The organism is Yimella sp. RIT 621, assembly GCF_004146205.1.
Classification (GTDB): Bacteria; Actinomycetota; Actinomycetes; order Actinomycetales; family Dermatophilaceae; genus Yimella; species Yimella lutea.
This window is the reverse complement of the sequence record NZ_SEIP01000014.1, coordinates 14611-37492: the sequence shown is the minus strand read 5'-3', so window position 1 is coordinate 37492 and position 22882 is coordinate 14611. Positions and strand designations below refer to the sequence as shown.

Here is a 22882-nt window from a genome sequence, read left to right as displayed (position 1 = left end):
GTTGCAGTGACGTAATAGGTGCCGAGCGTCAGGAACCGGCGCAGCCGCTGCACGTGGGCGAGTTCGAAGGATTAGCCGCCTGCATGGTTGGGCATCTGTCGGGCATCCGAACTGGACGTCTGAGCGGTGCGGCGGGGTGTTGAAGGTACGCAGAACGCCGGTCACGGCGGACCCCTCTCGGAACAAGCGAGGAGGGTGACAGGCGCGAACGACCACCGGTGGCTTCGGCGAAAGGTGACCGACGGTCTTCGGCCCGCCCCGACTCTCAGCTGTGTTCTCTTGTTGTCCTCGACCGTAGGGCGCGACGCCAGACCGCACGAACGCATTTCGGTGACGGCCCACCGGTCGAAGAAGCTTCAACACCGACGTGCGTGGGTGTTGATCCGGTTCCGCAGAAAGTGGGCGTGCCGGGGATGAGCCGGCCGATACGCCGGGTTCAGTCATTGGGCGACCATCCATCTAGGACGACTGTTGCCAGTCGCCTCCAGCGGCCTACCCGCATGCTCGGGCGAGCAGCCCTCGGGCGCATGCTGTCTGGCCTTGCTCCGGGTGGGGTTTACCTAGCCGCCCCAGTCACCTGGGGCGCTGGTGGTCTCTTACACCACCGTTTCACCCTTACCTGCGCGAGCGCAGGCGGTCTGCTTTCTGTGGCACTGTCCCGCGGGTCACCCCGGGTGGCCGTTAGCCACCACCCTGCTCTTCGGAGCCCGGACGTTCCTCGGCGGGAGCGAACTCCCGACGCGGCCGCCTGGCCGGCTCATCCGTGGTCGAGTCTATCGGTGTCCGTTCACCTCAGGCGAGCGCGAACTCCACCTTGCCGGCCGCGATGTCGGCGGAGACCACCTTCACCTGAACGGTGGAACCGAGCTCGGCGGTGCCGGGCACCGGCTGGATCACCGCGTGCTCGGTCAGTTGCACCAGCAACCCCTCCTTGCCGTTGTTGTCGACCACGACGGCCTCGAAGGACTCTCCCACGTGGCCGGACATGAACGCCGCCTCGATGATGTCGGTCGCGGCCCGTTCGGCCTTGCGGGCCAGCTCGTCGGACTTCTTCATGTCGTCCGGAAGGGTCGCAAGGGCCGATCGCACCCATTGCGGCACCTCGGCGTCACGGCTGAGCGCCTCGCAGATCACCAGGCCGTAGCGGTCCATGAGGCGCCGAAGCGGCGCGGTGACGTGGGCGTACGGCGCTGCCACCGCAGCCTGCTGAGTGACCTCGGGGATGTCGCCGTCGAAGCAGGTGTAACCGGCTCCGCGGAACAGCCCGGTGGCCTCGTAGATCAGCGCGAGGTGCTTGGGGTTGTCGCGGTCGAGGGTGCGCAGGAACTCACCGTAGGTGAGGTCCGAACGCCACTCGGCGCCGAGCGCCTGAGCGGCCCGCTTGAACCGTGCGATCGCGTTGCCCTCAGGTTCGGGCATCGTGCGCAGCACGCCGATCTGGTTGTGCAGCATCATCTCTGCGGCCGCCATGCCCGTCAGCAGCGAGATCTGTGCGTTCCAGTCCTCGGCGGGTACCGGCGGACGCATGGTCAGCTCGTACCCGTTCTCCTTGCTGGTGACGACCTGCTCGGGCATCGGCAGGCTCGCGCCGCCACGGGCACGTTCCATGTCGATCCGCTTCTCGCCGATCTCCTTCAGCAGCATCAGGGACTCGTCGGCGTTGCCGGAGTCGACCTGCTCCTGGACGAAGGTGTAGTCCAGACGCTTCTTGCTGCTCACCATCGCCCGGTACACCTCGTAGGCGGTGCAGTCGCCGGACGCGTCCAGCTTCATGTTCCACACGAACGCGGGCCGCGTCTGCCCTTCGAGCAGGCTGGCTGCGTCCTCGCTGATCGTTGTGGGGTGCAACGGAATTCGTTGATCGGGCAGGTAGATGGTCTGTCCGCGTCGGTGCGTCTCGGCGTCGAGTGCTCCCCCGGCCTTCACGAACGCGGGGACGTCGGCGATCGCGTACCTCACGCGGTAGCCGTCGCCGTCCCGTTCCAGACACATTGCCTGGTCGAGGTCGGTCGAGCCTTCCGGGTCGATGGTGAAGAACGGCACGGCGGTCTCGTCGCGCTCCGGCAACTCCGGCGCGGCGACAGCCCGCCTTGCTTCCTCCTCCACCTCGGCCGGGAACTGCGCCGGTAGCTCCAGACGCTGCCGCAGGCCGTCGAAGGCAGCGGCGAGCTCAGGGCTCTCGACCTGATCCGAGGGGACTTCGCTGGTGACCTTGATGACGCGTTTGACCATGGCTCACACCCTAGGGAGCCGGACGTAGGCCGCGCGGGTTAGTGACTGAACGGATGGAGGCGCCCGCTCGTAGACTCACCGGGTGCTCGTGCTGCTGCCTCCCTCGGAATCCAAGACTCCCCGCTCCCGAGGTGGGGCGTACCGACCGGAGGCGATGTCCTTTCCCGAACTGGTCGACGCCCGGGAGGCTGTCATCGCGCGGGCCGGCGAGCTGAGCGAATCCGACACGGCTGCAACGGTGCTCGGGGTGAGCCCGAACCTCACCGAGGAGATAGCCCGCAACACACGTCTGCGGTCCGCGCCGGCGGTACCGGTCGCGGCCCTCTACACCGGCGTCCTGTACGACGCGCTGGATCTTCCTTCCCTCGACGCTGCCGCGCTGCGACGGGCGAACCGCTGGCTCGTCGTGCAATCCGCGCTGTTCGGAGCACTTCGGATGAAGGACAAGGTGCCGCCGTACCGGCTCTCGATGGCAGTCAACCTGCCGGGTGTCGGTCCGCTCGCGTCGTTCTGGAAACCCTTGCTCGACGAACCGATGACCTCGGCTGCGGGCAAGGGTCTGATCGTCGACTGCCGCTCCAGCACGTACGCCGCCGCCTGGACACCGTCGGGCGACCTCGCTGCCCGCTGGGTGCATATCAAGGTGCCCGGAGCCACCCACATGGCCAAGCACACCCGCGGCCTGGTTGCGCGCGCCATCTGCGAACTCGGACTCGACCCCCGTTGTCCCGAACAACTCGCCGATGGCCTCTCCGAGCAGTTCGAGGTGTCATGGGACGCCCCCACGAAGCCGGGCAGGCCCTGGGTTCTGTCGACGACCACGCGTGGTTGACCTGATCGAGCGCGTCGGACCGGTCATCGGGTTCCTGGTCGCGCTCACGATCGTCGCAGAGATCTCCGAGCGGGCCGGTGTCTTCGACGTGGCCGCCCACTGGGCAGCACGAGTGGCGCGCGGAAGCGTTCTTCGACTCTGGCTGCTGATCGTCGTGCTGGCTGTCGCGAGCACCATCGTGCTCAGCCTCGACACGACGGCTGTCCTGCTCACTCCGGTGGTACTCGCGGTCGCCCGCCAGGCCAAGCTCGATGGCACACTGTTCGCGCTGACCACCGTGTGGCTGGCGAACACGGCGTCGCTGCTGTTGCCGGTCTCGAATCTGACGAACCTGCTTGCGTTGCACAGCTTTTCCCGGATCCCCGACCATCCGTCCTACCTGAGCGTGATGTGGCGTCCGGCTCTCGCGGCCATCCTCGCGACGGTCGTCGTGGCCGCGATCCTGTACCGCAGACAACTACGTGGACGGTACGTGACCGCGCGTCCTGCGGACCCGCACGACCGCGTTCTGCTGCTCACCGCAGCCGGGGTCTGTGTCGCCCTCGGCCCGCTCTTCGTCAGCGGGATCATGCCGGTGTTCCCGGCGGCTGTCGCGGCGGCGTTTCTGCTGGTCGTCCTGGCGGTCCGAGACCGTCCCGGGCTGCGCGCGCTCGACCTGCCGTGGCGCACCGTCGCAGCGCTCGTCGTGCTGTTCGTGGTGGTCGACCTCGCCGGACGACACGGCCTCACCGACGCGATCGGAGCACTCACGGGCCAGGGTTCGTCGGTGACTGATCTCATGCGGCTCTCGGGTGTTTCCGCAGTACTCGGCAACCTCGGCAACAATCTGCCCACGTACCTCGCGATCGAGCCGGTCACCGGATCGCTCGATCGGCACGCTGCCCTGCTGGTCGGGGTGAACACCGGATCGATCGTCACGGTCTGGGGCACCGTCGCGACGCTGTTGTGGCGGCAACGCTGCCGCCGTGCCGGGGTGGAGGTGCCCCTGCGCACCTACACCTGGCAGAGCGCGCTGGTCGCCGTGTGCGCGGTCGTTGCAGCAACCCTCGTGATTTGAGGGGGAGACCGCCTCCGCGCTCCTCGGACCACCGGTCGGACGCCTGTGTCAGGTCGCCTTGTCGAGAGCCTGGGTGAGGTCACGCACCAGGTCGGCGGCGTCCTCCAGGCCGACCGAGATGCGTAGGACGCCGTCGGTGATCCCGATCGCCAGCCGCGCTTCCTCGCCCATGCGGCGGTGAGTGGTGGTGGCCGGGTGGGTGATCAGCGACTTGGAGTCGCCCAGGTTGTTGGAGATGTCGATGATCTGCAGCGCGTTCATCAGCTTGAACGCCTCGGCCTTGCCGCCGGCCAGGCGGAAAGTGACGACCGTGCCGCCCCCACCCATCTGCTTGCGTGCCAACTCGTACTGCGGGTGCGATTCCAGGTATGGGTACCAAACCTGTTCCACCGCAGGGTGATTCGCCAAGGTGCGCGCAACCTCGATAGCCGACCGGGCCATCTGATCCACGCGCAGACGCATGGTCTCCAGACCCTTGACCAGGACCCACGCGTTGAAGGGCGACAGCGACGGGCCGGTGTGCCTGATGAGGTTCTGGACAGGACCTTCGATGTAGTCCTTCGGCCCCAGGATCGCGCCACCGAGGACGCGTCCCTGTCCGTCGATGTGCTTGGTCGCGGAGTAGACGACGATGTCGGCGCCGTGCTCGAGCGGCTTGGAGTAGACGGGCGTGCCGAACACGTTGTCGACGACCACCTGGGCGCCGGCAGCGTGGGCGAGATCGCAGACTGCGCGGATGTCGACGAGTTCCTGCATCGGGTTGCTCGGCGTCTCGAAGAAGACCGCCGTCGTAGGAACGCTGAGGGCCTCGCGCCACTGATCGAGATCGGGACCGTCGACGAACACGGTCTCGACGCCCCAGCGCGGGAGGATCTCGTCCAGGATCACGAAGCAGGAGCCGAACAGTCCGCGGGATGCCACGACGCGGTCGCCGGCACCGAGCAGAGCCGCGAGTGCCGTGAAGACCGCGCCCATGCCTGAGCCGGTCGCGTAACAGGCCTCGGCGCCCTCCAACTGACGTAGGCGCTCCTCGAACACGGCGACGGTCGGGTTCCCGTAACGGCTGTAGACGAACCGATCCACCTCTGCCTTGAACGCCGCCTCGGCGTCCTCGGCGGTCTCGTAGACGAAACCCGACGTCAGATAAAGGGCTTCCGCCGTCTCCTCGAAACCGCTGCGGGACAAGCCTCCTCGTACCGCGACGGTGTCGGGGGCAAACTGCTGGTCGTCCATCTCGCTCCTACTGCGCTCGAGCACCGCGCGTCGCGCGAAGGTGATTCGTATCGTTCACGAAGCTCACCGAGCCGTGCCCGTCGGCCCAGAGTTCGAGACCTGTGAACGAACCCGGACCGATCGCGAGCATCCAGGCGTGTGCCAGATCGAGGCCGAGCACCTCGGCAAGCACGACCATGATCGGCTTGCGGTGCGTGGCCACCACGACCACACTCCCGTCGGACGCCGACTCGACGGCCCGGCGCAGGGCGTCCCGGACGCGGGACGTGAGTTGCTCGTGCGTCTCTCCCCCGCCCGGCGCCGCGTAGGTCGGGTCGTCACGCAGTCGCGCGAAGTCCTTGTGCTGCACCAGATCCCGCACGAGCTCGCCGTCCCACTCGCCGAAGTTCTGTTCGTCCCAGTCCGGGTCGATCTCGACCTGCCGGCCACGAGCTTCAGCCGCCGGACGGATGGTTTCCTGGGCGCGCGACAGGTCAGATGCGATGAACCGCACCGGCAGGTCGCCCGTCTTGGCGGCGATGCCCGCAGCGACCGATCGGGCTTGGGCGAGCCCTTGCTCGTTGAGGTCGGGGTTCGGTCCGCCGCGACCGTCGAGTCTTCCCTCGACGGTGAAGTCGGTGACTCCGTGGCGCACCAGCAGGACGCGAACCGGACGACCTGCCTGCGCAGGCGCCGGTGCGGGGGCAGCGGCTGCCTCGGCGTCGGTGGCATCGACGGCGGGCTCACTTACCTCGGCGGGGTCGTCGCGGTCGTCGGGTTCGGTTGTCCGCCAAAGATTCCGGACGACCGTTTCGCCGTCCATCGCCACATTGGACAGCTTGTCGGCGTCCTTGTTCTTCTCGCGCGGGATCCACGTCCAGGTCACGGTGCCGCCCGCGGTCGTCAATGACCGGACGATCTCCTGCGCCTCGAGGGCGAGGCGCTTCATGTCCTCGTGCTTGATCTTCCAACGACCGGCCATCTGCTCGACGACCAGCTTGGAATCCATCCGCACCTCGACGCGCGCGGACGGGTCGATCTCGGCGGCAGCCTCCAACCCGGCGATCAGACCGGAGTACTCGGCGACGTTGTTGCTGGCCGAACCGAGCGGCTCGGCGCGTTCGGCAAGCAGTTCTCCGGTGGATGCGTCCCGGACGAGGGCGCCGTATCCGGCCACCCCCGGATTGCCCCGAGAGCCGCCGTCGGCCTCGACGATGAGAGCCCGTGCCATCGAGCGCTTACAGCCCCGACTCGGATGTGCGGACGACGATCCGGCGGCAGTCCTCGCAGCGCAGGATCTCGTCCTCGGGTGCGTTCTTGAATTTCGCCAGCTCGGTCGCGTTCAGCTCAAGACCGCAGCCGCCGCACCGACGCTGCGTGAGCGCCGCTGCTGCGAGTCCGCCGCACTGCTCGCGCACCTTCTCATAGAGGCCGAGCAGATCGGTGCCGAGTCCGGGCGCGATCTGATCACGCTGCGCTGCAACGCTGTTCGACTCTTCGTCGATCTCGGCGATCGCCTGGTCGCGGTCGTTCGCGAGGGAGACGATCTTCTCGTCGAGCTCCGCCTTCTGTGCCTCGCGCCGGGCGAGAACGGCGCGCAGCTCCTCGGCACGCTCCATCACGGCGATTTCCTCGTCCTCGAGTTCGGCCTGTCGGCGCGCGAGGGTCTGCAGTTCGTGCTGCATGCCCTGCAGGTCCTTCGGCGAACCCTGGCCGGCGTCCAGGCGCTGCTGGTTGCGAGCGGCACGGTCGCGGACGAGCTGGACGGCGTCCTCGGCCTTGGTGATCTCCCGCTCGACGTCCTGGGCGGCCGTGCGAGCGAGCACGACCTCCTCGAAGAGTTCGTCCTGCTGCTTGGTCGCCTTCTCGATCTCGGCGAGCACCGGCAGCGTGCGCTTCTTGTGGGCGAGCTGCGTCAGGCGCGTGTCGAGCGCCTGCAGGTCGAGCATGCGCCACTGCTTTGCGAGGTCGGCTTTCATTCCTGGCTCCCAGAGTCCGGTGTCGAGTCGGTTGTCGAGTGGGTGCTGCCGACGAGGAAATCCCACGGATCGGTGCGCACTGTGCAGATGTCGGTGTCAACTGTAAGTCCGTCGCAGGCCAGGCGCTCCCGCAGCCGGTCGGCGGCTGCGTCGAGCCAGAGCGACTCGGTGGCCCAGTGGCCCGCGTCGATAAGGTAGGGCGGCCCGCCTCGCGCCTCTTCGCGCGCCTCGATGGCGGGGTGGTGACGCAGGTCGGCGGTCACGTAGACGTCCGCACCCGAGCGTCGCACGGCCTCGAAACGGTCGTCGCCGGCACCACCCAGGACGGCGACCCGACGGACCTGTGCTTTCGCTTCCCCACTGACCCGGATGCCGACCGGGGCAGGCGGCAGTGCGGACGCAAGATGCTCGGCGAAAGCCTTGAGCGACAACGGTTGCGGCAGGTCGCCGACGCGCCCGATGGGCTGGCCGTCCTCGTCGTCGAGGGCCTCGCAGTCATCCGGTAGACCGCACGCGGCCGCCAGCGCGTCGTTGACGCCGGGCCGCGCCACGTCGGCGTTGGTGTGCGCGCAGTACAGCGCCATGTCGGCGACCACCAGGGAGGTGATCGCCGCACCCTTGGCCGTGGTGGTGGCGACCGAGTTGATGCCGCGCAGCAGCAGAGGGTGGTGGGTGACCAACAGGTCGATGACGTCGTCCCGCGCTTGTTCGATGACGGCCAGCGTCGGGTCGACCGCGAACCTGATGCGCTGCACGGGTTGTTCGGGGTCTCCGGTCACCAGGCCGACGCGGTCCCAGGAGGCGGCGGTCGAGCTCGGGAAGAACTCCTCGAGCACCGAGATGACCTGCGCCAGAGTGGGACTCGTCGGGTCGGAAGTCATGGGTTCCTTCGAGCGGTTCGGGTTTGCGGGCGTCGCCAAGCCTACGGGTCGGGTGGCCGTCGAGTGTCACCGTGGTTTCGACACCGGACGCTGCTCCTTCGTCGCTGCATCCAGGCTCAACCAGCGGGAAAGGTGGGCCCCTGCGCCACGGAGCAGCGAAGGTGTGTGTAGCGAGCGAGGTTGGACCGCGAAGCCGGTGGTGGCACCTGGGCGACCACACTGGAAGGCTCAAGCCGCGGAACGGCGAAGGCGGGCAGCCGCCACGAAGTGAGCGGCTGCCCGCCTTCACGCCGAGGGAGCGGCAAATGTCATCGAGTGGGCCCGGCCGGCCTCGAACCGACGACACCCGCGGTGTAAACGCGGTGCTCTACCAACTGAGCTACAGGCCCTCGCCACGCACCGTCGGGTGCGGAGCTCGGTCAAGGGTAATGGGGTTCAGGACAGCTTCGCGACGGCCTCGTCGTAGCCGGCGAAGTCGCGGGCTTCGCCCGGGCCGTTGACCTGCGACCAGGTGATCGTGGCGCTGCCGTCGATGAGGAAGGTGCCGCGGATGGCCATGCCGGCGTCCTCGTTGAACACCCCGTAGTCCTGGGCGATCGAACCGTGCGGCCAGAAGTCGGACAGCAACGGAAAGTCGTAACCCTGGTCGTCCGCCCAGGCGCGCTGGGTGAACATCGGGTCGCAGGAGATTCCGACGACCTGCACCTTGTCGTTCGCGAAGCGCGACAGGTCATCGCGGATGGAGCACAGTTCGCCGGTGCAGATGCCGGAGAACGCGAACGGGTAGAACACCAGGAGCAGTGCTTTTTCGGAGGTCAGACCGGTGAGGGTCTGCTCCTGGCCGAACTGGTCCTTGGCGGTGAACGCGGCAGCCTGTTCGCCGACCTGCTTGGGGGAAGTCATGTGTCGCCTCTTCTCAGCGTTGCTTCTGGTGGCCGCCCTGGACCAGTTTGGTGGCGATCCAGTCGCCGGCTTTCGCGGTCGAACTCGCCTTGAGTCCAACGGTTTTCGCCGCCTCTTCGATGTCTGCGGCCTGAACGTGTTCCGGGTGGCCGGCCTTCGGCACCAACACGACCAGGAAACCCTTGTCGGCCAGCATGGCGAGTGCGTCGACACAGTCGTCGATGAGATCACCGTCGCCGTCGCGCCACCACAGCAGTACCGCGTCGACGACGCCGTCGAACTGGTCCTCCTCGAGGGCCGATCCGATGAGGTCCTCGACGTTCTCCCGGAGGGCGTCCTCGACGTCCTCGTCCCAACCGATCTCGAGTACGACCTGTCCTTCGGTGAACCCGATGCGGTTCGCCCAGGTGCCGCCGCCTGCGTCGTTAGCCATGTTCCTTCCCAGAGTGTTCGATTGCACCACCCGCTCGATCGTGCGCCGGTGATGCCGCCCCACGGTAGTGGACGAGCGGCGCCGACTGCGATCACCGCACGAATCGGGTCAGATCGGGCATATATGCCCACGTACTAGAAGGTAACCGGACTCGCTTGTACGTACACGCCTTCCGCGGTGTTTGATGGAGATTGCGAATCATGTACGCGAAGGAGCCAATCGTGTCACCAGAGCCTGCCAAGGGCCCGATCCTCAACGGTCTACCCAGCCAACTTCCGGACGTCGATCCGGAAGAGACGCAGGAATGGTTGGAGTCCCTCGACGGGATCATCGACGCCGGCGGTCGCAACCGCGCGCGTTACGTCATGCTCAAGTTGCTTGAGCGAGCTCGCGAACGCCAGGTGGGCATCCCGTCGTTGACGACGACCGACTACATCAACACCATCCCTCCGGAGGGCGAACCGTGGTTCCCCGGTGACGAGGAGGTCGAGCGCCGCTACCGCGCCTGGCTGCGCTGGAACGCTGCGATCATGGTGCACCGCGCCCAGCGTCCTGAGATCAGCGTCGGTGGACACATCTCGTCCTACGCATCGGCCGCGACGCTGTACGAAGTGGGCTTCAACCACTTCTTCCGCGGCAAGGACCACCCCGGCGGCGGCGACCAGGTCTTCTTCCAGGGCCACGCCTCCCCCGGCATGTACGCCCGCGCCTTCCTCGAAGGCCGCCTGTCCGAGGACCAGCTCAACGGATTCCGCCAGGAGAAGTCGCACTTCATCGACGGCAAGCCGTTCGGTCTGCCGTCGTACCCACACCCGCGGAACATGCCCGACTTCTGGGAGTTCCCGACGGTGTCGATGGGTATCGGTCCGATGAACGCGATCTACCAGGCGCAGTTCAACCGCTACCTGCACAACCGCGGCATCAAGGACACCAGCGACCAGCACGTGTGGGCGTTCCTCGGTGACGGCGAGATGGACGAGCCGGAGTCGCGCGGTCTCCTGCAGCTGGCGGCCGGCGAGGAGCTCGACAACCTGACGTTCGTCGTCAACTGCAACCTGCAGCGGCTCGACGGCCCGGTGCGCGGAAACGGCAAGATCATCCAGGAGCTCGAGTCGTTCTTCCGCGGCGCCGGCTGGAACGTCATCAAGACGGTCTGGGGACGCGGCTGGGACCCGTTGCTCGCTGCCGACCGCGATGGCGCCCTGGTCAACCTGATGAACACCACGTCCGACGGCGACTACCAGACCTTCCGCGCCAACGACGGAAAGTACGTCCGCGACAACTTCTTCGGACGCGACCCTCGTACCAAGGCGATGGTCGCCGACTGGAGCGACGAGGACGTCTGGTGGCGCCTCAAGCGTGGTGGCCACGACTACCGGAAGGTCTACGCGGCGTACAAGGCGGCGACCGAGCACCACGGTCAGCCGACGGTCATCCTCGCCAAGACGATCAAGGGCTACAGCCTGGGCACCCACTTCGCGGGGCGCAATGCGACCCACCAGATGAAGAAGCTCACGCTGGACGACCTCAAGATGTTCCGCGACTCGCTCAAGATCCCGATCTCGGACGCGCAGTTGGAGGAGAACCCCTACCTGCCGCCGTACTACCACCCGGGTGAGAACGACGAGGCGATCAAGTACATGCGTGAGCGCCGCGCTGCCCTCGGTGGTGGCCTGCCCTCGCGCCGCACGAAGTCGAAGGAGATCAGCCTTCCGGCCGACTCTGCGTACGCCCAGGCCAAGAAGGGCTCGGGCAAGCAGATGGTCGCAACGACCATGGCGTTCGTCCGCATCCTGAAGGACATGATGCGCGACAAGGAGTTCGGCAACCGGATCGTGCCGATCATCCCGGACGAGGCACGTACGTTCGGCATGGACGCGTTCTTCCCGACGCTGAAGATCTACAACCCGCACGGCCAGAACTACAAGTCGGTCGACGCCGAGCTGATGCTCGCGTACAAGGAGTCGGAGCAGGGACACATCCTGCACACCGGCATCAACGAGGCGGGTTCGGTGGCTGCGTTCACGGCTGCCGGCTCGGCCTACGCGACGCACGACGTGCCGATGATCCCGATCTACATCTTCTACTCGATGTTCGGGTTCCAGCGCACCGGAGACAGCATTTGGGCGGCCGCCGACCAGATGGCGCGCGGGTTCATGATCGGCGCCACCGCCGGTCGTACCACGCTGACCGGCGAGGGTCTGCAGCACGCCGACGGTCACAGCCTGCTGCTGGCGTCGACCAACCCGGCCGTCGTGGCTTATGACCCTGCGTACGCGTACGAGATCGCGCACATCATGCAGAACGGTGTGGAGCGCATGTACGGCGACGAACCGGAGAACGTCATTTACTACATGACGGTCTACAACGAGCCGATGCAGCAGCCGGCCGAGCCGGACGACCTGGACGTCGAAGGTCTGCTCAAGGGCATCTACAAGGTGTCCGAGGGCAGCACCGAGGGTGTCGGTGACGACGCACGTCGCGTGCAGTTGCTCGCGTCCGGTGTCGGTGTGCCGTGGGCGCTCGAGGCGCAGCAGTTGCTCAAGGACGACTGGGGCGTCGTCGCCGACGTCTGGTCGGTGACCTCGTGGGGCGAACTGCGCCGCGACGGCCTGGCCGCCGACGAGCACAACTTCCTGCACCCGGACGAGGAACCGCGGATCCCGTTCATCACGCAGAAGTTGCAGGGTGCTCCGGGTCCGGTCGTGGCAACGTCCGACTGGATGCGCACCGTGCAGGACCAGGTTCGCCAATGGGTTCCTCAGGAGTTCGCCTCGCTGGGTGCCGACGGGTTCGGTTTCTCCGACACCCGTCCGGCTGCACGACGTTTCTTCCACATCGACGGTCCGTCGATGGCGGTGCGTGCGCTGCAGATGCTGGTCGAGCGCGGTGAGCTGGACGAGAGCTACCCGAAGAAGGCCGCCGAGAAGTACCAGCTGCTCGACGTCCGCGCGGGTACCTCCGGCAACGCGGGCGGCGACGCCTGACTTCGCGACACCGATCGATGAAGCCCCCCGGCACATGCCGGGGGGCTTCATCATGATCGACCGGGACCGGGGGTCAGGGTGCCTCGATGCCGAGCGTCAGTTCACGCGAGAGCACACCGAGGTCGGGGTTGTCGGTGAAGATGCCGTCGATGCCGGTCTTCCACAGTTGCGCGAAGAAGTCGAGCACGCGACCGTAGTCGGCCGGGTTCGTGCCGATGCGGTAGTCGGCGGGAAGGAAGGTGTTCTCCGCGCGGACCGTCCACGGGCAGACCGTGAGGCCGTTGGCGTGCGCGTCGGCGACCAGCGAGGTGGGCTTGCCGAGGGTGCCGTCGGAGTTCCAGGCGATGACGCGCTTGGTGTCCGGGCCGACGCCGTCGATGTACTTGGCCCACTCCTTCATGCCCGAGCGGGACAGCAACTGGTCGTAGCTGCGGGTGTCACCGTACGGCGTGCCCTTGACCGTGGCGAGGAAGACCAACGGCGCCTTGACCCGCATCTCGGTCCGCAGATCGATCAGGTTCTGCAGTTCGAACGACTGGATGAAGATCGGGGCCTTGGGCGAGTCGAGACGGAAACGACGGATGAGACGAACAAGCCTCTCCTCCAACGGGTTTCCCATCTCCCGGAAGTACGTCGGGTGCTTGGTCTCGGGGTAGACCCCGATGACACGACCGAGCTCACGCGACAGTTTCTCGCGCAGCTTCAGCACCTCCTCGAAGGTCGGGATCTGCCACAGACCGTCGTACGCGGTGTTCTCCTGCCGCAGTTCCGGCAGGCGCTCCACCGCTCGCAGCGTGCGCAGTTCGGCGAGGGTGAAGTCCTCGGCGAACCATCCGGTGACCGGGACACCATCCAGACTCTTGGTGGTCTTGCGGGAGGCGAACTCCGGGCGTTCGGCAACGTCCGTGGTGCCACCGATCTCCGGCTCGTGCCGACAGACCAGCACGCCGTCCTTGGTGATGACCAGGTCGGGCTCGATGAAGTCGGCGCCCATCCGGGCGGCGAGGGTGTACGCGGCAAGTGTGTGCTCGGGGCGATAGCCGGACGCACCTCGGTGTCCGACGACGATCGGACCCTTGCGGCGGGGTCCACGTCGGTGGCCGGAGTCGGCGTACGCGGGGTCGGTCAGGGCGGGGGCAGCAACAGCGGATGCGGCGCCGGCGGCGACGAGGCCGGCGAAAGAACGTCGATTCATGAATCCATGCCAGCCCATCAAGTCGCTGTAGGGGTGACATCGAGGTGTCCAATCGACGAACGGTCGCCCGTTTTGGTAAAGGTTCTACAAATAAGCTGGCCCCATGCCCCAGCCCCGCAGCACCCAGCGCCGACTCGAGGCCGCAGCCGGTGGCCTCGCAACGACCGCGGTGCAGCGGATGGAGGACGAACTGCCTTGGTACCGGGCGCTGCCCGCCGAGGACCGGTCCTGGGTGGGCATGGTCGCCCATGCGGGCATCGCGGCCTTCATCGCCTGGCACGCCGACCAAGACACGTTGCCCCCGATCGCGGCCGACGTCTTCGGCACCGCGCCGCGTGAACTCACTCGATCGATCACGCTCCAGCAGACCCTCGACCTCGTCCGCACCACGATCGATGTCGTCGAACAGGCCGTGCCCGAGGTCGCTGAGCCGGACGAGCGAGTCGAGATGCGCGCCGCGGTGCTCACCTATTCACGCGAAGTCGCGTTCGCGTGCGCCCACGTGTACGCGCAGGCCGCCGAGACCCGCGGCGCGTGGGACGCGCGACTGGAGTCGTTGGTGCTCGACGCGGTGCTGCGCGCCGAGGCCGACGAGGCGTTGCGCTCGCGGGTGTCGGCGCTGGGCTGGGACGAGGTCAAGGACATTGTGGTGATCGCCGGGAACGCACCCCCCGGTGCGGGCAGCGAGACGGTGGACGCCGTTCGCCGGGTCTCGACCCGGATCGGTGCCGAAGCGCTGGCCGCTGTGCAGGGACGTAGGCTCATCGCCATCCTCGGCAATGTCGCCGACCCCATGCCGGTCGCCGGTGACCTGGCCGACCTCTGGGCGCCCGGCCCGGTCGTCGTCGGCCCGCTGGTTCCGCATCTGTACGCGGCCGGACGCAGTGCCAGGGCCGCGCAATCCGGGTATGTCGCGGCGGCCGCTTGGCCGAATGCACCGCGTCCCTGTCACGCCGAAGAACTGCTCGCCGAACGCGCACTCGGCGGCGACCACCGCGCCCGGCGACAGCTCACCGACCGGGTCGACGAAGCACTCGAACGACGTGCCGGCACCCGGGAAACCGTGATGGCCTACCTGGAGAACGGCAGTCTCGAGGCGACCGCACGTGCGCTGTTCGTGCACCCCAACACGGTCCGCTACCGGCTCGGCAAGTTCGAGCAGGACAGCGGCTACGACATCACCGATTCCCGTGACGCCTTCGCCGTCCGGCTCGGTGCCATGTATGCCGTGTTGCCATCTCCGTCCGAGCGTCGTTGACGATTCCTACAAAGACGGACCGCCGACTTTCGTCGGTTTCGGTGACCTGCTCCCCCACGGTCGGCAAGGGAGAGTTGAGGACGTGCTCGCAATCGTCTGCCCTGGACAGGGCTCCCAGACCCCCGGCTTCCTGGCTCCCTGGCTCGAACTGCCCGGCTTCCAAGACCGTCTGAACTGGCTCTCCGCCGTCGCCGCAATGGACCTGGTGGAGCACGGCACGACGTCCGACGCCGACACCATCAAGGACACCGCAGTCGCGCAGCCGCTCATCGTCGGCGCCGGCCTGGTTTCCTTGTTGGCCCTGTTCAGTCACCCGGCCGACGGCTTCCGCCTGGTCGGGGCCGGCGCCGGTCACTCCGTCGGTGAGATCACCGCCGCATCCGCTGCGGGCGTGCTGTCGGCGGAGCAGGCAATGGTGTTCGTCCGTGAGCGCGGCAAAGGCATGGCAGCTGCGAGCGCCGTCCTGCCGACCGGGATGGCCGCCGTCGTCGGTGGCACAGAGGATGAAGTGTTGTCGGTGCTCGACAAGCACGGGCTGACACCGGCCAACCGCAACGGTGGCGGACAGATTGTCGCCGCCGGCACGATGGAGCAGTTGGACGCGCTGAAGGCCGACCCGCCGGCCAAGGCTCGCGTGATCCCGCTGCAGGTCGCCGGTGCATTCCACACCGAGCACATGGGGTCGGCCGTCGAACAACTGGGCGGATACGCCCGTGCGATGTCGACCCACGATCCCCGCGTCGCCCTGGTCTCGAACAAGGACGGGCAGGTCGTGCACAGTGGCGTCGACGTGCTGCGCCGCCTGGTGACCCAGGTCAGCAGCCCGGTGCGCTGGGACCTCACGATGGAGACGCTCGTCGGGATGGGTGTCACCGGCATCATCGAGATCCCGCCGGCAGGCACCCTGGTCGGTCTCGCCAAACGCGGCATGCCGGGCGTCGAGGCACTGGCCCTGAAGTCGCCCGACGACCTCGACGCCGCTCACCGGATGATCCGGGAGCACGGGGACCCGCAGCAGGCGATGGACCCCACCTGGCGCCTGGTCATCTCGCCCGCCAAGGGCACGGTCACGATCGCCGACCTCACCGCCGGCGAGGACGTCCGACCCGGCACCGAGATCGCGACGGTCAACACCCTGCGCGACTCCTACCCGGTCAGCGCACTGCACGGCGGACAGGTGCTGGAGTGGCTGGTCGACGACGGCGATCCCGTCGCACCCGGCCAACCGATCCTTCGCCTCTACCCGACGGAACTGTGATGAATTCCCCTGTGTCCCAACCCAAGAAAACCGGCAAACTCCAGGTCGCCGACAGCGTCCGACACTCGCGCATCCTCGGAGTGGGCGCCTACCGCCCCGACCGAGTGGTCACCAACGACGAGATCTGCCAGTTCATTGACTCCTCCGACCAGTGGATCCGCGAACGCTCGGGCATCATCACCCGGCGCATCGCCGGTGACCACGAGACCGTCACCTCGATGGCCGAAGCCGCATCACGCGAGGCGGTCGCGAACGCCGGGATGGACATGAGCCAGATCGACGCGGTGCTGGTCGCAACGGTCAGCCACCCGTACCAGACACCCGCCGCGGCACCGTTGATCGCGACGAACCTGGGAATCAACGGTGTGCCGGCCTTCGACATCTCCGCCGCGTGTGCCGGGTACTGCTACGGCATCAGCCTGGCCAACGACATGGTGCGCTCGGGCAGTGCCCGCAACGTCCTGGTGATCGGCGTGGAGAAGCTGTCGGATTTCACCGACAAGTACGACCGCGGCACCGCCTTCATCTTCTCCGACGGAGCCGGTGCAGCGGTGGTCGGCGCGTCCGACACCCCGGGCATCGGACCCACCGTCTGGGGATCGGACGGGGAACAGTGGGATGTCATCTCCCAGCGTGAGTCCTGGCTCGACATCCGGCGTTCGTGGGAGAACGAACCCGGCGACCAGCGCACCTGGCCGACGATCGGAATGGCCGGCCAGTCGGTGTTCCGTTGGGCGGTGTGGGGCATGGCCCCGGTTGCTCAGAAGGCATTGGACGCCGCCGGCATCACCGCCGACGACCTGGACGCATTCATCCCGCACCAGGCGAACATGCGGATCATCGACGCGATGATCAAGCAGTTGAAGCTGCCTGCCGACATCCCCGTCGCCCGCGACATCGCCGAGCAGGGCAACGCGTCCGCCGCCTCGGTCCCGCTCGCGACCGAGCGCATGCTGCGCGAGGGCGAAGCCCCCCACGGTGGGCTGGCATTGCAGATCGGATTCGGTGCCGGTCTGGTCTATGCCGCCCAGGTGATCGAACTCCCGTAAACCCCCGTCGGCTCGGCGGGCAAACCGGGTCAGCCCCGAGTTTCCCTGAACCACAGGGAAACACATCACGAAACAAGGAGTTGTCGAAGATGGCACAGAGCGACCAGGAGATCCTCGAGGGCCTCGCTGAGATCGTCAACGAGGAGACCGGCCTCGACACCAAGGAGGTGCAGGTCGACAAGTCGTTCACCGAGGACCTCGACATCGACTCGCTGTCGATGATGACGATCGTCGTCAACGCCGAGGAGAAGTTCGGTGTGCGCATCCCCGACGACGAGGTCAAGAACCTCACCACCGTTGGCGACGCCGTCACCTATATCAAGAACGCCCAGGGCTGACCGGTCGGGGAGCCGGTCGGCGTCTTCGGGCCGGCTCCCCCACCCGCTGCCGCACCACTCACCGAACCACGCACAGCACTCGCACGCGCGCCACAACCACGAGGAGTACGCACCCCATGAGCGCAGACAAGCGCATCGTCGTCACCGGAGTCGGCGCCACCACACCCCTGGGTGGCACGGCGACCGAGACGTGGGACGCACTGCTGGCCGGACGTTCCGGAGCCCGCACCATCGAAGCCGACTGGGTGCAGCAGTACGAGCTGCCCACCACTTTCGCCGCGTCCATCGCCCAGGATCCTGGTGAGGTGCTCGCGCGTGTGGAGACGCGCCGCATGGACCCGTCCGCGCAGTACGCACTCGTGGCGACCCGTGAGGCCTGGGCCGACGCCGGCGAGCCCCAGGTCGACCCGGAGCGTCTCGGCGTCGCGATCGGCACCGGTATCGGTGGCGTCCACACGCTGCTGTCGCAGTACGACGTGATGAAGGAAAAGGGCGCGCGTCGCATCTACCCCCTGACGGTTCCGATGCTGATGCCGAACACCGCGTCCGGCAATGTCTCCCTCGAACTCGGCGCGCGCGCCGGAGCACACACCACGGTTTCCGCCTGTGCGTCCGGAGCTGAGGCGATGGGTTACGCCGCGGAGATGATCCGTGCGGGCCGCGCCGATGTCGTCGTCGCCGGTGGCACAGAGGCCGCGATCCACGCGTTGACCATCGGCGGTTTCAGCGCGATGCAGGCATTGTCCAAGCGCAACGACGACCCGGCGGCTGCATCGCGGCCGTACGACGTCGATCGTGACGGCTTCGTCATGGGTGAAGGTGCTGCGGTGATCGTGCTGGAGACCTACGAGCACGCGAAAGCACGCGGCGCGAAGATCTACGCCGAGTTCGCATCCATCGGGATGTCCGCCGACGCACACCACATCACCGCACCCGAACCGGAAGGTTCCGGCGCCAGCCGTGCGATGAACGAGGCTGTACAGCGAGCAGGCCTGTCGCACAAGGATGTTGCGCATATCAACGCGCACGCCACCTCGACTCCGGTCGGTGACATCGCCGAGTCGAACGCGATCCGTCGCACCTTCGGCGACGCGACCGACAACATCGCCGTCACCGCCACCAAGTCGATGACCGGACACCTGCTGGGTGCTGCCGGCGCACTCGAAGGACTGCTGACTGTCCTGTCGGTGCACCACCGCCTGGTTCCGGCCACGATCAACGTCGACAACCAGGACCCCGAGATCGTCCTCGATGTCGTCAAGGGTGAGCATCGCAAGCTTCCGGACGGCGACATCGCTGCCCTCAACAACTCGTTCGGATTCGGCGGTCACAACGTCGCCATGATGGTGAAGAGCCTCTGATGGCACGTCAGCCCAACGAAGCGTCCGCCGCCGCGTCCGCCTCGGCCAAGCCGAAAGTCGACCGGGAGAACGATCCCCGTAACCCGCGCAAGCGTCTGGAGCAGTTCTTCGACGCCGGCACGCTCGAACTGATCACCGACGAGGACACCAGTGGTGTGTTGGTCGGTGTCGGTGACGTGGAGGGTGCGCGCGCCGTGGCTTTCGCCTCTGACGCCACCATCCAGGGTGGCGCGATGGGCGTCGAGGGTTGCAAGGCGATCCTGGTGGCCTACGAGCGTGCGCTGGCCGACGAGGTGCCGGTCGTGGGGTTGTGGCACTCCGGCGGCGCCCGCCTGGCCGAAGGCGTCGTATCGCTGCACGCGGTGGGCGAGGTCTTTGCGATCATGACCCGCGCGTCCGGCAAGATCCCGCAGATCTCGATCGTGATCGGTCCTGCTGCGGGCGGTGCCGCGTACGGTCCCGCGCTCACCGACATCGTGATCCTGGGGCCCGACGGACGCGTGTTCGTCACCGGCCCGGATGTCGTGCGTTCGGTGACGGGCGAGCAGGTGGACGCGCTACGCCTGGGCGGCCCGGAGCCGCACGGACGTCGTTCCGGTGTCGTCCACGTCGTCACCGACTCGACCGAGGAGGCGTACGAGCGTGGCCGCCAGCTCGTGGATCTGCTTGCCGCACAGGGCGAGATGGACGTGGACAGCGTGGAGGACCGCGACCTCGCTGCCACGCTGCCTGAGTCTGTGAAGCGTGCGTACGACGTTCATCCGCTGATTGCGGACCTGCTGGACGAGGGTGCCGATTCCCTCGAGTTGCATCCGCGTTGGGCACCGAACATCGTGACGACCCTCGGCCGCCTCGGCGGTCGGACCGTCGGTGTCATCGCGAACAACCCGATGCGCTTGGGCGGGTGCCTCGACTCCTCCTCGGCGGAGAAGGCGGCCCGGTTCGTGCGGATGTGCGACGCGTTCGGCGTGCCGCTGGTCGTGCTGGTCGACGTGCCCGGCTACCTGCCCGGCGTCGGCCAGGAATGGGATGGCGTCGTGCGCCGCGGAGCCAAGCTGCTGCATGCGTTCGCCGAAGCCGTGGTGCCTCGGGTGACGCTGGTGACCCGCAAGACCTACGGCGGCGCGTACATCGCGATGAACTCCCGATCGCTCGGTGCGACAAGGGTTTTCGCCTGGCCCGACGCCGAGATCGCGGTCATGGGCCACGTCGCCGCAGTACGCATCCTGCACCGCCGCCGACTGGCGGAGGTCGACGAGGCCGAGCGCCCCGGCGTCGAGAACCAGTTGGCCGACGAGCACGCCAAGCTCGCCGGCGGGCTCCCCCGAGCGATGGAGATCGGCGTGATCGACGAGGCGGTCGAGCCGTCCGCGACCAGGTCTGCGCTGGCGGCGGCCATCGCGTCCGCACCGGCCCGGCGGGGGCAACACGGCAACATCCCGCTCTGAGTCATTGCACACAGAAGCCCTGCACCGGATCTCGGTGCAGGGCTTCTGTTTTCACGCTCAGCTCACGCGGTGCAGCCAGCGGACGGTCGCGCCGTCACCGGCGTACCGGAAGGGTTCGAGCTCTTGGTCCCATGCGACTCCCAGGAGTTCGGCCATCTCGGCACGGAACTGGTCGGGGTCGCCCTTGCTCGCGGCGAGCGCAGAGCGCAGCCGGTCCTCATTGACGACGGCGTCGCCGTTGGCCGAGGTCCAGGTGTGGTGGATGCCGAGGGCCGGGGTGTGAGACCAGCGCGAGCCGTCACAGCCGGGGCTGGGTTCCTCGGTGATCTCGAAACGTACGTGCTCCGAGCCGCGCAGAGCACTGGCGAGTTTGGCGCCGGTACCGGGTTCCCCCATCCAGGACAACTCGGTGCGGACGAGGCCGGGCGCCATCGGCTGGCCGGTCCAGTCGATGCGGACGGCAGAACCGAGGACGTTCTCCAACGCCCAACTGATGTGTGGGCACAACGCAGTCGGAGTCGAGTGAATGAACACGACTCCGCGCGTGACACGCGAATTCACCGCAGACATCCGGGCCTCCTAGCTGTGCGAGGGACGTCTTCCCCAACGGCCTCGCAGTGGCCCATGTCAACGGCAGTGAAGTTGTTGTGGCCATTGTGCCCCAAATTCGTAACTTCCGCACCATCGGTCACAGCCGATGACCTTAACGGCGCTCAGCTCGACGCCCGATCCGGCGCGCCGACGTCAGCGTCGTTTGGCGAGCGAGGCGATGGCGGTGCCGAACACCACCAACCCCGCAATCCCGCAGAACGTGAGTCCGGCCCCGGCATCGAGCGGACTCGGTTCGTCGTCCGTGCCGGTCACGTATCCCATCATCGCCGCCCACAACAGTCCACCCAGCAGGCACACGAACAGCGCGACGATGCCCCACGCCAGATGTCCCTTGCCGAGTGCTTGCGGCAGGCCCAGCATCAGCAGAACGACCGTGACGCCGAGTAGTACCTCTGCCAGCCCTGCGGACGCCGGCTCGACGTTGTAGTTGAGCTCGGCCCATTCGAGATTGAATGCGTTCCAGCTCTGCCCGTTCATCGACGCCCACGGCATGAACAGGCTGGCGAGGATCACCACACACATGATGATCCAGGTCCAGCCGATTCCCTTGGCCGTGCCGTCGGCCGGGCGCTCCCGGTTGATCGGTGGAGCGAATCCGTACGCCGGTTGCCCGTACGGTGCGCCGTACCCGTGGCTCGCAACGGCCGAGCCGCCGTGCATTCTCGGATCCGATGACGGGCGGTAGGTCTGCGCCGCAGACGGCGGCATGGACGACGGCATGGACGACGGCATGGACGTCGGTCCGGCGTACGGCGCATGGGTCGGCTGCACCGGAAACCGGCCGGGTGTCGAACTGAGGCCACCCCGCAGTGCGCGGGCGTACTCCCCCACCCCGTGTGGACGCTGGTAGGCGCCCTTGGCGAGACCGTGCATGACCGCGTCCCGGACTCCGGACGGGACGTGCGCAGGCAACTGCGGCGGCGATTCGTTGATGTGCTTCATCGCCAGTGTCACAGCCGAATCGGCCTGGAACGGTCGACCGCCGGTGAGGGCCTCGTACGTGACTACCGCGAGCGCGTACAGGTCGGCCTGGCCGTCGACGTCGTGTCCGAGCGCCGCTTCCGGCGCGAGGTACTGCGCGGTGCCGAGCACCTCTCCGGTGCGGGTCATCTTCGCCTCGCCGAGTGCGCGGGCGATGCCGAAGTCGGTGAGTTTCACCGTGCCCTTCTCGGTGACCAGAATGTTGGCCGGCTTCACATCACGGTGGACCACACCTGCCTCGTGCGCCGCCTCGAGCCCTGCGGCTGCCTGGCCGACGAGTGATACGACCTGCTCGGGCGGTAGTCCACCTCGACGATCTATGAGGTCTGCGAGGGATGTACCGCGGACGTACTCCATGACCAGATAGTCGGTGCCGGCGTCACGTCCGAAGTCGTGCACCTGCGCGATGTTGGGGTGGCTCAGCCGAGCGGCGGTGCGCGCTTCGTGATGGAAGCGCTGTGCGAACTCAGGGGCTTCGGCAAGCTCGCGTCTGATGACCTTCACCGCAACCGTGCGATCGAGCACGGCGTCGTGCGCCACCCAGACCTCCCCCATGCCACCGCCGGCGATCCGCGAACGCAACTCGTACCGTCCGCCGAGCGTCTCCCCCGGTCTCACGATCGCGCCTCCCCGTCGTGGCTGTCTTTGTGCCCAAGCATGCACCACGCGGGCGTGCCTACCCGGCGGCACGCTGAGACCGCAAACCGATTGAGCTCCTCCGTTGCGAGTGTGCTCGACGCCCCGACCCGACGCCGCCTGACCTGGGATCCACCGCACGGCACCGGCTGACGGCCGGCGTCGCCGCTCCCGTACCCTCGTCTACCGGTCAGGTTCTCGTCCGCTCATCAACGCACCGGCTGTCCCGA

General features: G+C 67.3%; 19 protein-coding genes, 1 tRNA gene and 1 other RNA gene. 9 read left to right on the top strand and 12 right to left on the bottom strand.

What is annotated here, in order from left to right:
- Positions 1-410: 410 nt before the first annotated feature.
- An RNA gene (rnpB, locus tag EU513_RS13140) (RNase P RNA component class A) lies at positions 411-760 on the bottom strand.
- Between the two features lie 32 nt (positions 761-792).
- Positions 793-2232 (bottom strand): RNB domain-containing ribonuclease, encoded by a 1440-nt coding sequence (locus tag EU513_RS13135; RefSeq protein ID WP_129626669.1) that lies wholly within the window; start codon positions 2230-2232, stop codon positions 793-795.
- An 82-nt stretch (positions 2233-2314) separates the two neighbouring features.
- Here EU513_RS13135 and EU513_RS13130 point away from each other — a divergent pair, with 82 nt between their 5' ends.
- Positions 2315-3064, top strand: coding sequence for a YaaA family protein (locus tag EU513_RS13130; protein ID WP_129626667.1), 750 nt, complete (start codon positions 2315-2317; stop codon positions 3062-3064).
- Positions 3057-4121: an SLC13 family permease gene (locus EU513_RS13125; RefSeq protein ID WP_240796053.1), complete on the top strand. Its 1065-nt coding sequence runs from the start codon at positions 3057-3059 to the stop codon at positions 4119-4121. The genes EU513_RS13130 and EU513_RS13125 overlap by 8 nt, the downstream gene beginning before the upstream one ends.
- Before the next feature lie 48 nt (positions 4122-4169).
- Here the strand turns inward: EU513_RS13125 and EU513_RS13120 are convergent, their stop codons facing one another.
- From EU513_RS13120 to EU513_RS13090, 7 genes are all read right to left on the bottom strand, one after another.
- On the bottom strand, positions 4170-5354 hold the full coding sequence (locus tag EU513_RS13120) for an O-succinylhomoserine sulfhydrylase (RefSeq protein WP_129626663.1): 1185 nt from the start codon (positions 5352-5354) through the stop codon (positions 4170-4172).
- 7 nt (positions 5355-5361) lie between these two features.
- On the bottom strand, positions 5362-6564 hold the full coding sequence (locus EU513_RS13115) for a bifunctional RNase H/acid phosphatase (RefSeq protein ID WP_129626661.1): 1203 nt from the start codon (positions 6562-6564) through the stop codon (positions 5362-5364).
- A 7-nt stretch (positions 6565-6571) separates the two neighbouring features.
- Positions 6572-7312, bottom strand: coding sequence for a zinc ribbon domain-containing protein (locus EU513_RS13110; RefSeq protein WP_129626659.1), 741 nt, complete (start codon positions 7310-7312; stop codon positions 6572-6574).
- Positions 7309-8193: a Nif3-like dinuclear metal center hexameric protein gene (locus EU513_RS13105; RefSeq protein ID WP_129626657.1), complete on the bottom strand. Its 885-nt coding sequence runs from the start codon at positions 8191-8193 to the stop codon at positions 7309-7311. The genes EU513_RS13110 and EU513_RS13105 overlap by 4 nt, the downstream gene beginning before the upstream one ends.
- A gap of 316 nt (positions 8194-8509) precedes the next feature.
- Positions 8510-8582 (bottom strand) — tRNA-Val (locus tag EU513_RS13100).
- A gap of 46 nt (positions 8583-8628) precedes the next feature.
- Positions 8629-9096 carry a peroxiredoxin gene (locus tag EU513_RS13095; RefSeq protein ID WP_129626656.1) on the bottom strand — a complete coding sequence of 156 codons (468 nt, stop codon included), beginning with the start codon at positions 9094-9096 and terminating at the stop codon, positions 8629-8631.
- Positions 9097-9109: 13 nt separating this feature from the next.
- Positions 9110-9529 (bottom strand): DUF3052 domain-containing protein, encoded by a 420-nt coding sequence (locus tag EU513_RS13090; protein ID WP_129626654.1) that lies wholly within the window; start codon positions 9527-9529, stop codon positions 9110-9112.
- Between the two features lie 221 nt (positions 9530-9750).
- On the opposite strand from EU513_RS13090, the gene aceE reads away from it, so the two are divergent.
- Positions 9751-12516 (top strand): pyruvate dehydrogenase (acetyl-transferring), homodimeric type, encoded by a 2766-nt coding sequence (gene aceE / locus EU513_RS13085; protein ID WP_370447361.1) that lies wholly within the window; start codon positions 9751-9753, stop codon positions 12514-12516.
- Between the two features lie 73 nt (positions 12517-12589).
- On the opposite strand, the gene EU513_RS13080 is transcribed toward aceE, so the two are convergent.
- Positions 12590-13711: a glycerophosphodiester phosphodiesterase gene (locus EU513_RS13080; RefSeq protein WP_205744783.1), complete on the bottom strand. Its 1122-nt coding sequence runs from the start codon at positions 13709-13711 to the stop codon at positions 12590-12592.
- Positions 13712-13814: 103 nt separating this feature from the next.
- Between EU513_RS13080 and EU513_RS13075 the strand changes: the two genes are divergently transcribed.
- From EU513_RS13075 to EU513_RS13050, 6 genes are all read left to right on the top strand, one after another.
- Positions 13815-14969, top strand: a complete 1155-nt coding sequence (locus EU513_RS13075) for a CdaR family transcriptional regulator (RefSeq protein ID WP_129626648.1) — start codon at positions 13815-13817, stop codon at positions 14967-14969.
- An 82-nt stretch (positions 14970-15051) separates the two neighbouring features.
- Complete coding sequence (locus EU513_RS13070) at positions 15052-16227, top strand: acyltransferase domain-containing protein (protein WP_129626646.1); 1176 nt, start codon at positions 15052-15054, stop codon at positions 16225-16227.
- Positions 16227-17276 (top strand): beta-ketoacyl-ACP synthase III, encoded by a 1050-nt coding sequence (locus EU513_RS13065; protein ID WP_129626644.1) that lies wholly within the window; start codon positions 16227-16229, stop codon positions 17274-17276. The genes EU513_RS13070 and EU513_RS13065 overlap by 1 nt, the downstream gene beginning before the upstream one ends.
- 89 nt (positions 17277-17365) lie before the next feature.
- The gene (locus EU513_RS13060) at positions 17366-17614 is read left to right on the top strand and encodes an acyl carrier protein (protein ID WP_129626642.1); all 249 of its coding nucleotides are present in this window, start codon (positions 17366-17368) and stop codon (positions 17612-17614) included.
- A gap of 116 nt (positions 17615-17730) precedes the next feature.
- Positions 17731-18975 (top strand): beta-ketoacyl-ACP synthase II, encoded by a 1245-nt coding sequence (gene fabF / locus EU513_RS13055; RefSeq protein ID WP_129626640.1) that lies wholly within the window; start codon positions 17731-17733, stop codon positions 18973-18975.
- Positions 18975-20423 carry an acyl-CoA carboxylase subunit beta gene (locus EU513_RS13050; RefSeq protein ID WP_129626638.1) on the top strand — a complete coding sequence of 483 codons (1449 nt, stop codon included), beginning with the start codon at positions 18975-18977 and terminating at the stop codon, positions 20421-20423. Before fabF ends, EU513_RS13050 begins: the two co-directional genes overlap by 1 nt.
- Positions 20424-20480: 57 nt before the next feature.
- Here EU513_RS13050 and EU513_RS13045 read toward each other — a convergent pair whose 3' ends face one another.
- Positions 20481-20993, bottom strand: coding sequence for a DUF3145 domain-containing protein (locus EU513_RS13045; RefSeq protein WP_129626636.1), 513 nt, complete (start codon positions 20991-20993; stop codon positions 20481-20483).
- Positions 20994-21167: 174 nt separating this feature from the next.
- Positions 21168-22634, bottom strand: coding sequence for a serine/threonine-protein kinase (locus tag EU513_RS13040; RefSeq protein WP_129626633.1), 1467 nt, complete (start codon positions 22632-22634; stop codon positions 21168-21170).
- Positions 22635-22882: the final 248 nt, after the last annotated feature.

What these genes read in the sequence shown, in the direction of transcription:
- EU513_RS13120 (WP_129626663.1), bottom strand. Translation starts at nt 5,354, where the DNA reads ATGGACGACCAGCAGTTTGCCCCCGACACCGTCGCGGTACGAGGAGGC.
- EU513_RS13105 (WP_129626657.1), bottom strand. Translation starts at nt 8,193, where the DNA reads ATGACTTCCGACCCGACGAGTCCCACTCTGGCGCAGGTCATCTCGGTG.
- EU513_RS13050 (WP_129626638.1), top strand. Translation starts at nt 18,975, where the DNA reads ATGGCACGTCAGCCCAACGAAGCGTCCGCCGCCGCGTCCGCCTCGGCC.
- EU513_RS13090 (WP_129626654.1), bottom strand. Translation starts at nt 9,529, where the DNA reads ATGGCTAACGACGCAGGCGGCGGCACCTGGGCGAACCGCATCGGGTTC.
- EU513_RS13080 (WP_205744783.1), bottom strand. Translation starts at nt 13,711, where the DNA reads ATGAATCGACGTTCTTTCGCCGGCCTCGTCGCCGCCGGCGCCGCATCC.
- EU513_RS13135 (WP_129626669.1), bottom strand. Translation starts at nt 2,232, where the DNA reads ATGGTCAAACGCGTCATCAAGGTCACCAGCGAAGTCCCCTCGGATCAG.
- EU513_RS13060 (WP_129626642.1), top strand. Translation starts at nt 17,366, where the DNA reads ATGGCACAGAGCGACCAGGAGATCCTCGAGGGCCTCGCTGAGATCGTC.
- EU513_RS13065 (WP_129626644.1), top strand. Translation starts at nt 16,227, where the DNA reads ATGAATTCCCCTGTGTCCCAACCCAAGAAAACCGGCAAACTCCAGGTC.
- EU513_RS13115 (WP_129626661.1), bottom strand. Translation starts at nt 6,564, where the DNA reads ATGGCACGGGCTCTCATCGTCGAGGCCGACGGCGGCTCTCGGGGCAAT.
- EU513_RS13075 (WP_129626648.1), top strand. Translation starts at nt 13,815, where the DNA reads ATGCCCCAGCCCCGCAGCACCCAGCGCCGACTCGAGGCCGCAGCCGGT.
- EU513_RS13110 (WP_129626659.1), bottom strand. Translation starts at nt 7,312, where the DNA reads ATGAAAGCCGACCTCGCAAAGCAGTGGCGCATGCTCGACCTGCAGGCG.
- EU513_RS13095 (WP_129626656.1), bottom strand. Translation starts at nt 9,096, where the DNA reads ATGACTTCCCCCAAGCAGGTCGGCGAACAGGCTGCCGCGTTCACCGCC.
- fabF (WP_129626640.1), top strand. Translation starts at nt 17,731, where the DNA reads ATGAGCGCAGACAAGCGCATCGTCGTCACCGGAGTCGGCGCCACCACA.
- EU513_RS13045 (WP_129626636.1), bottom strand. Translation starts at nt 20,993, where the DNA reads ATGTCTGCGGTGAATTCGCGTGTCACGCGCGGAGTCGTGTTCATTCAC.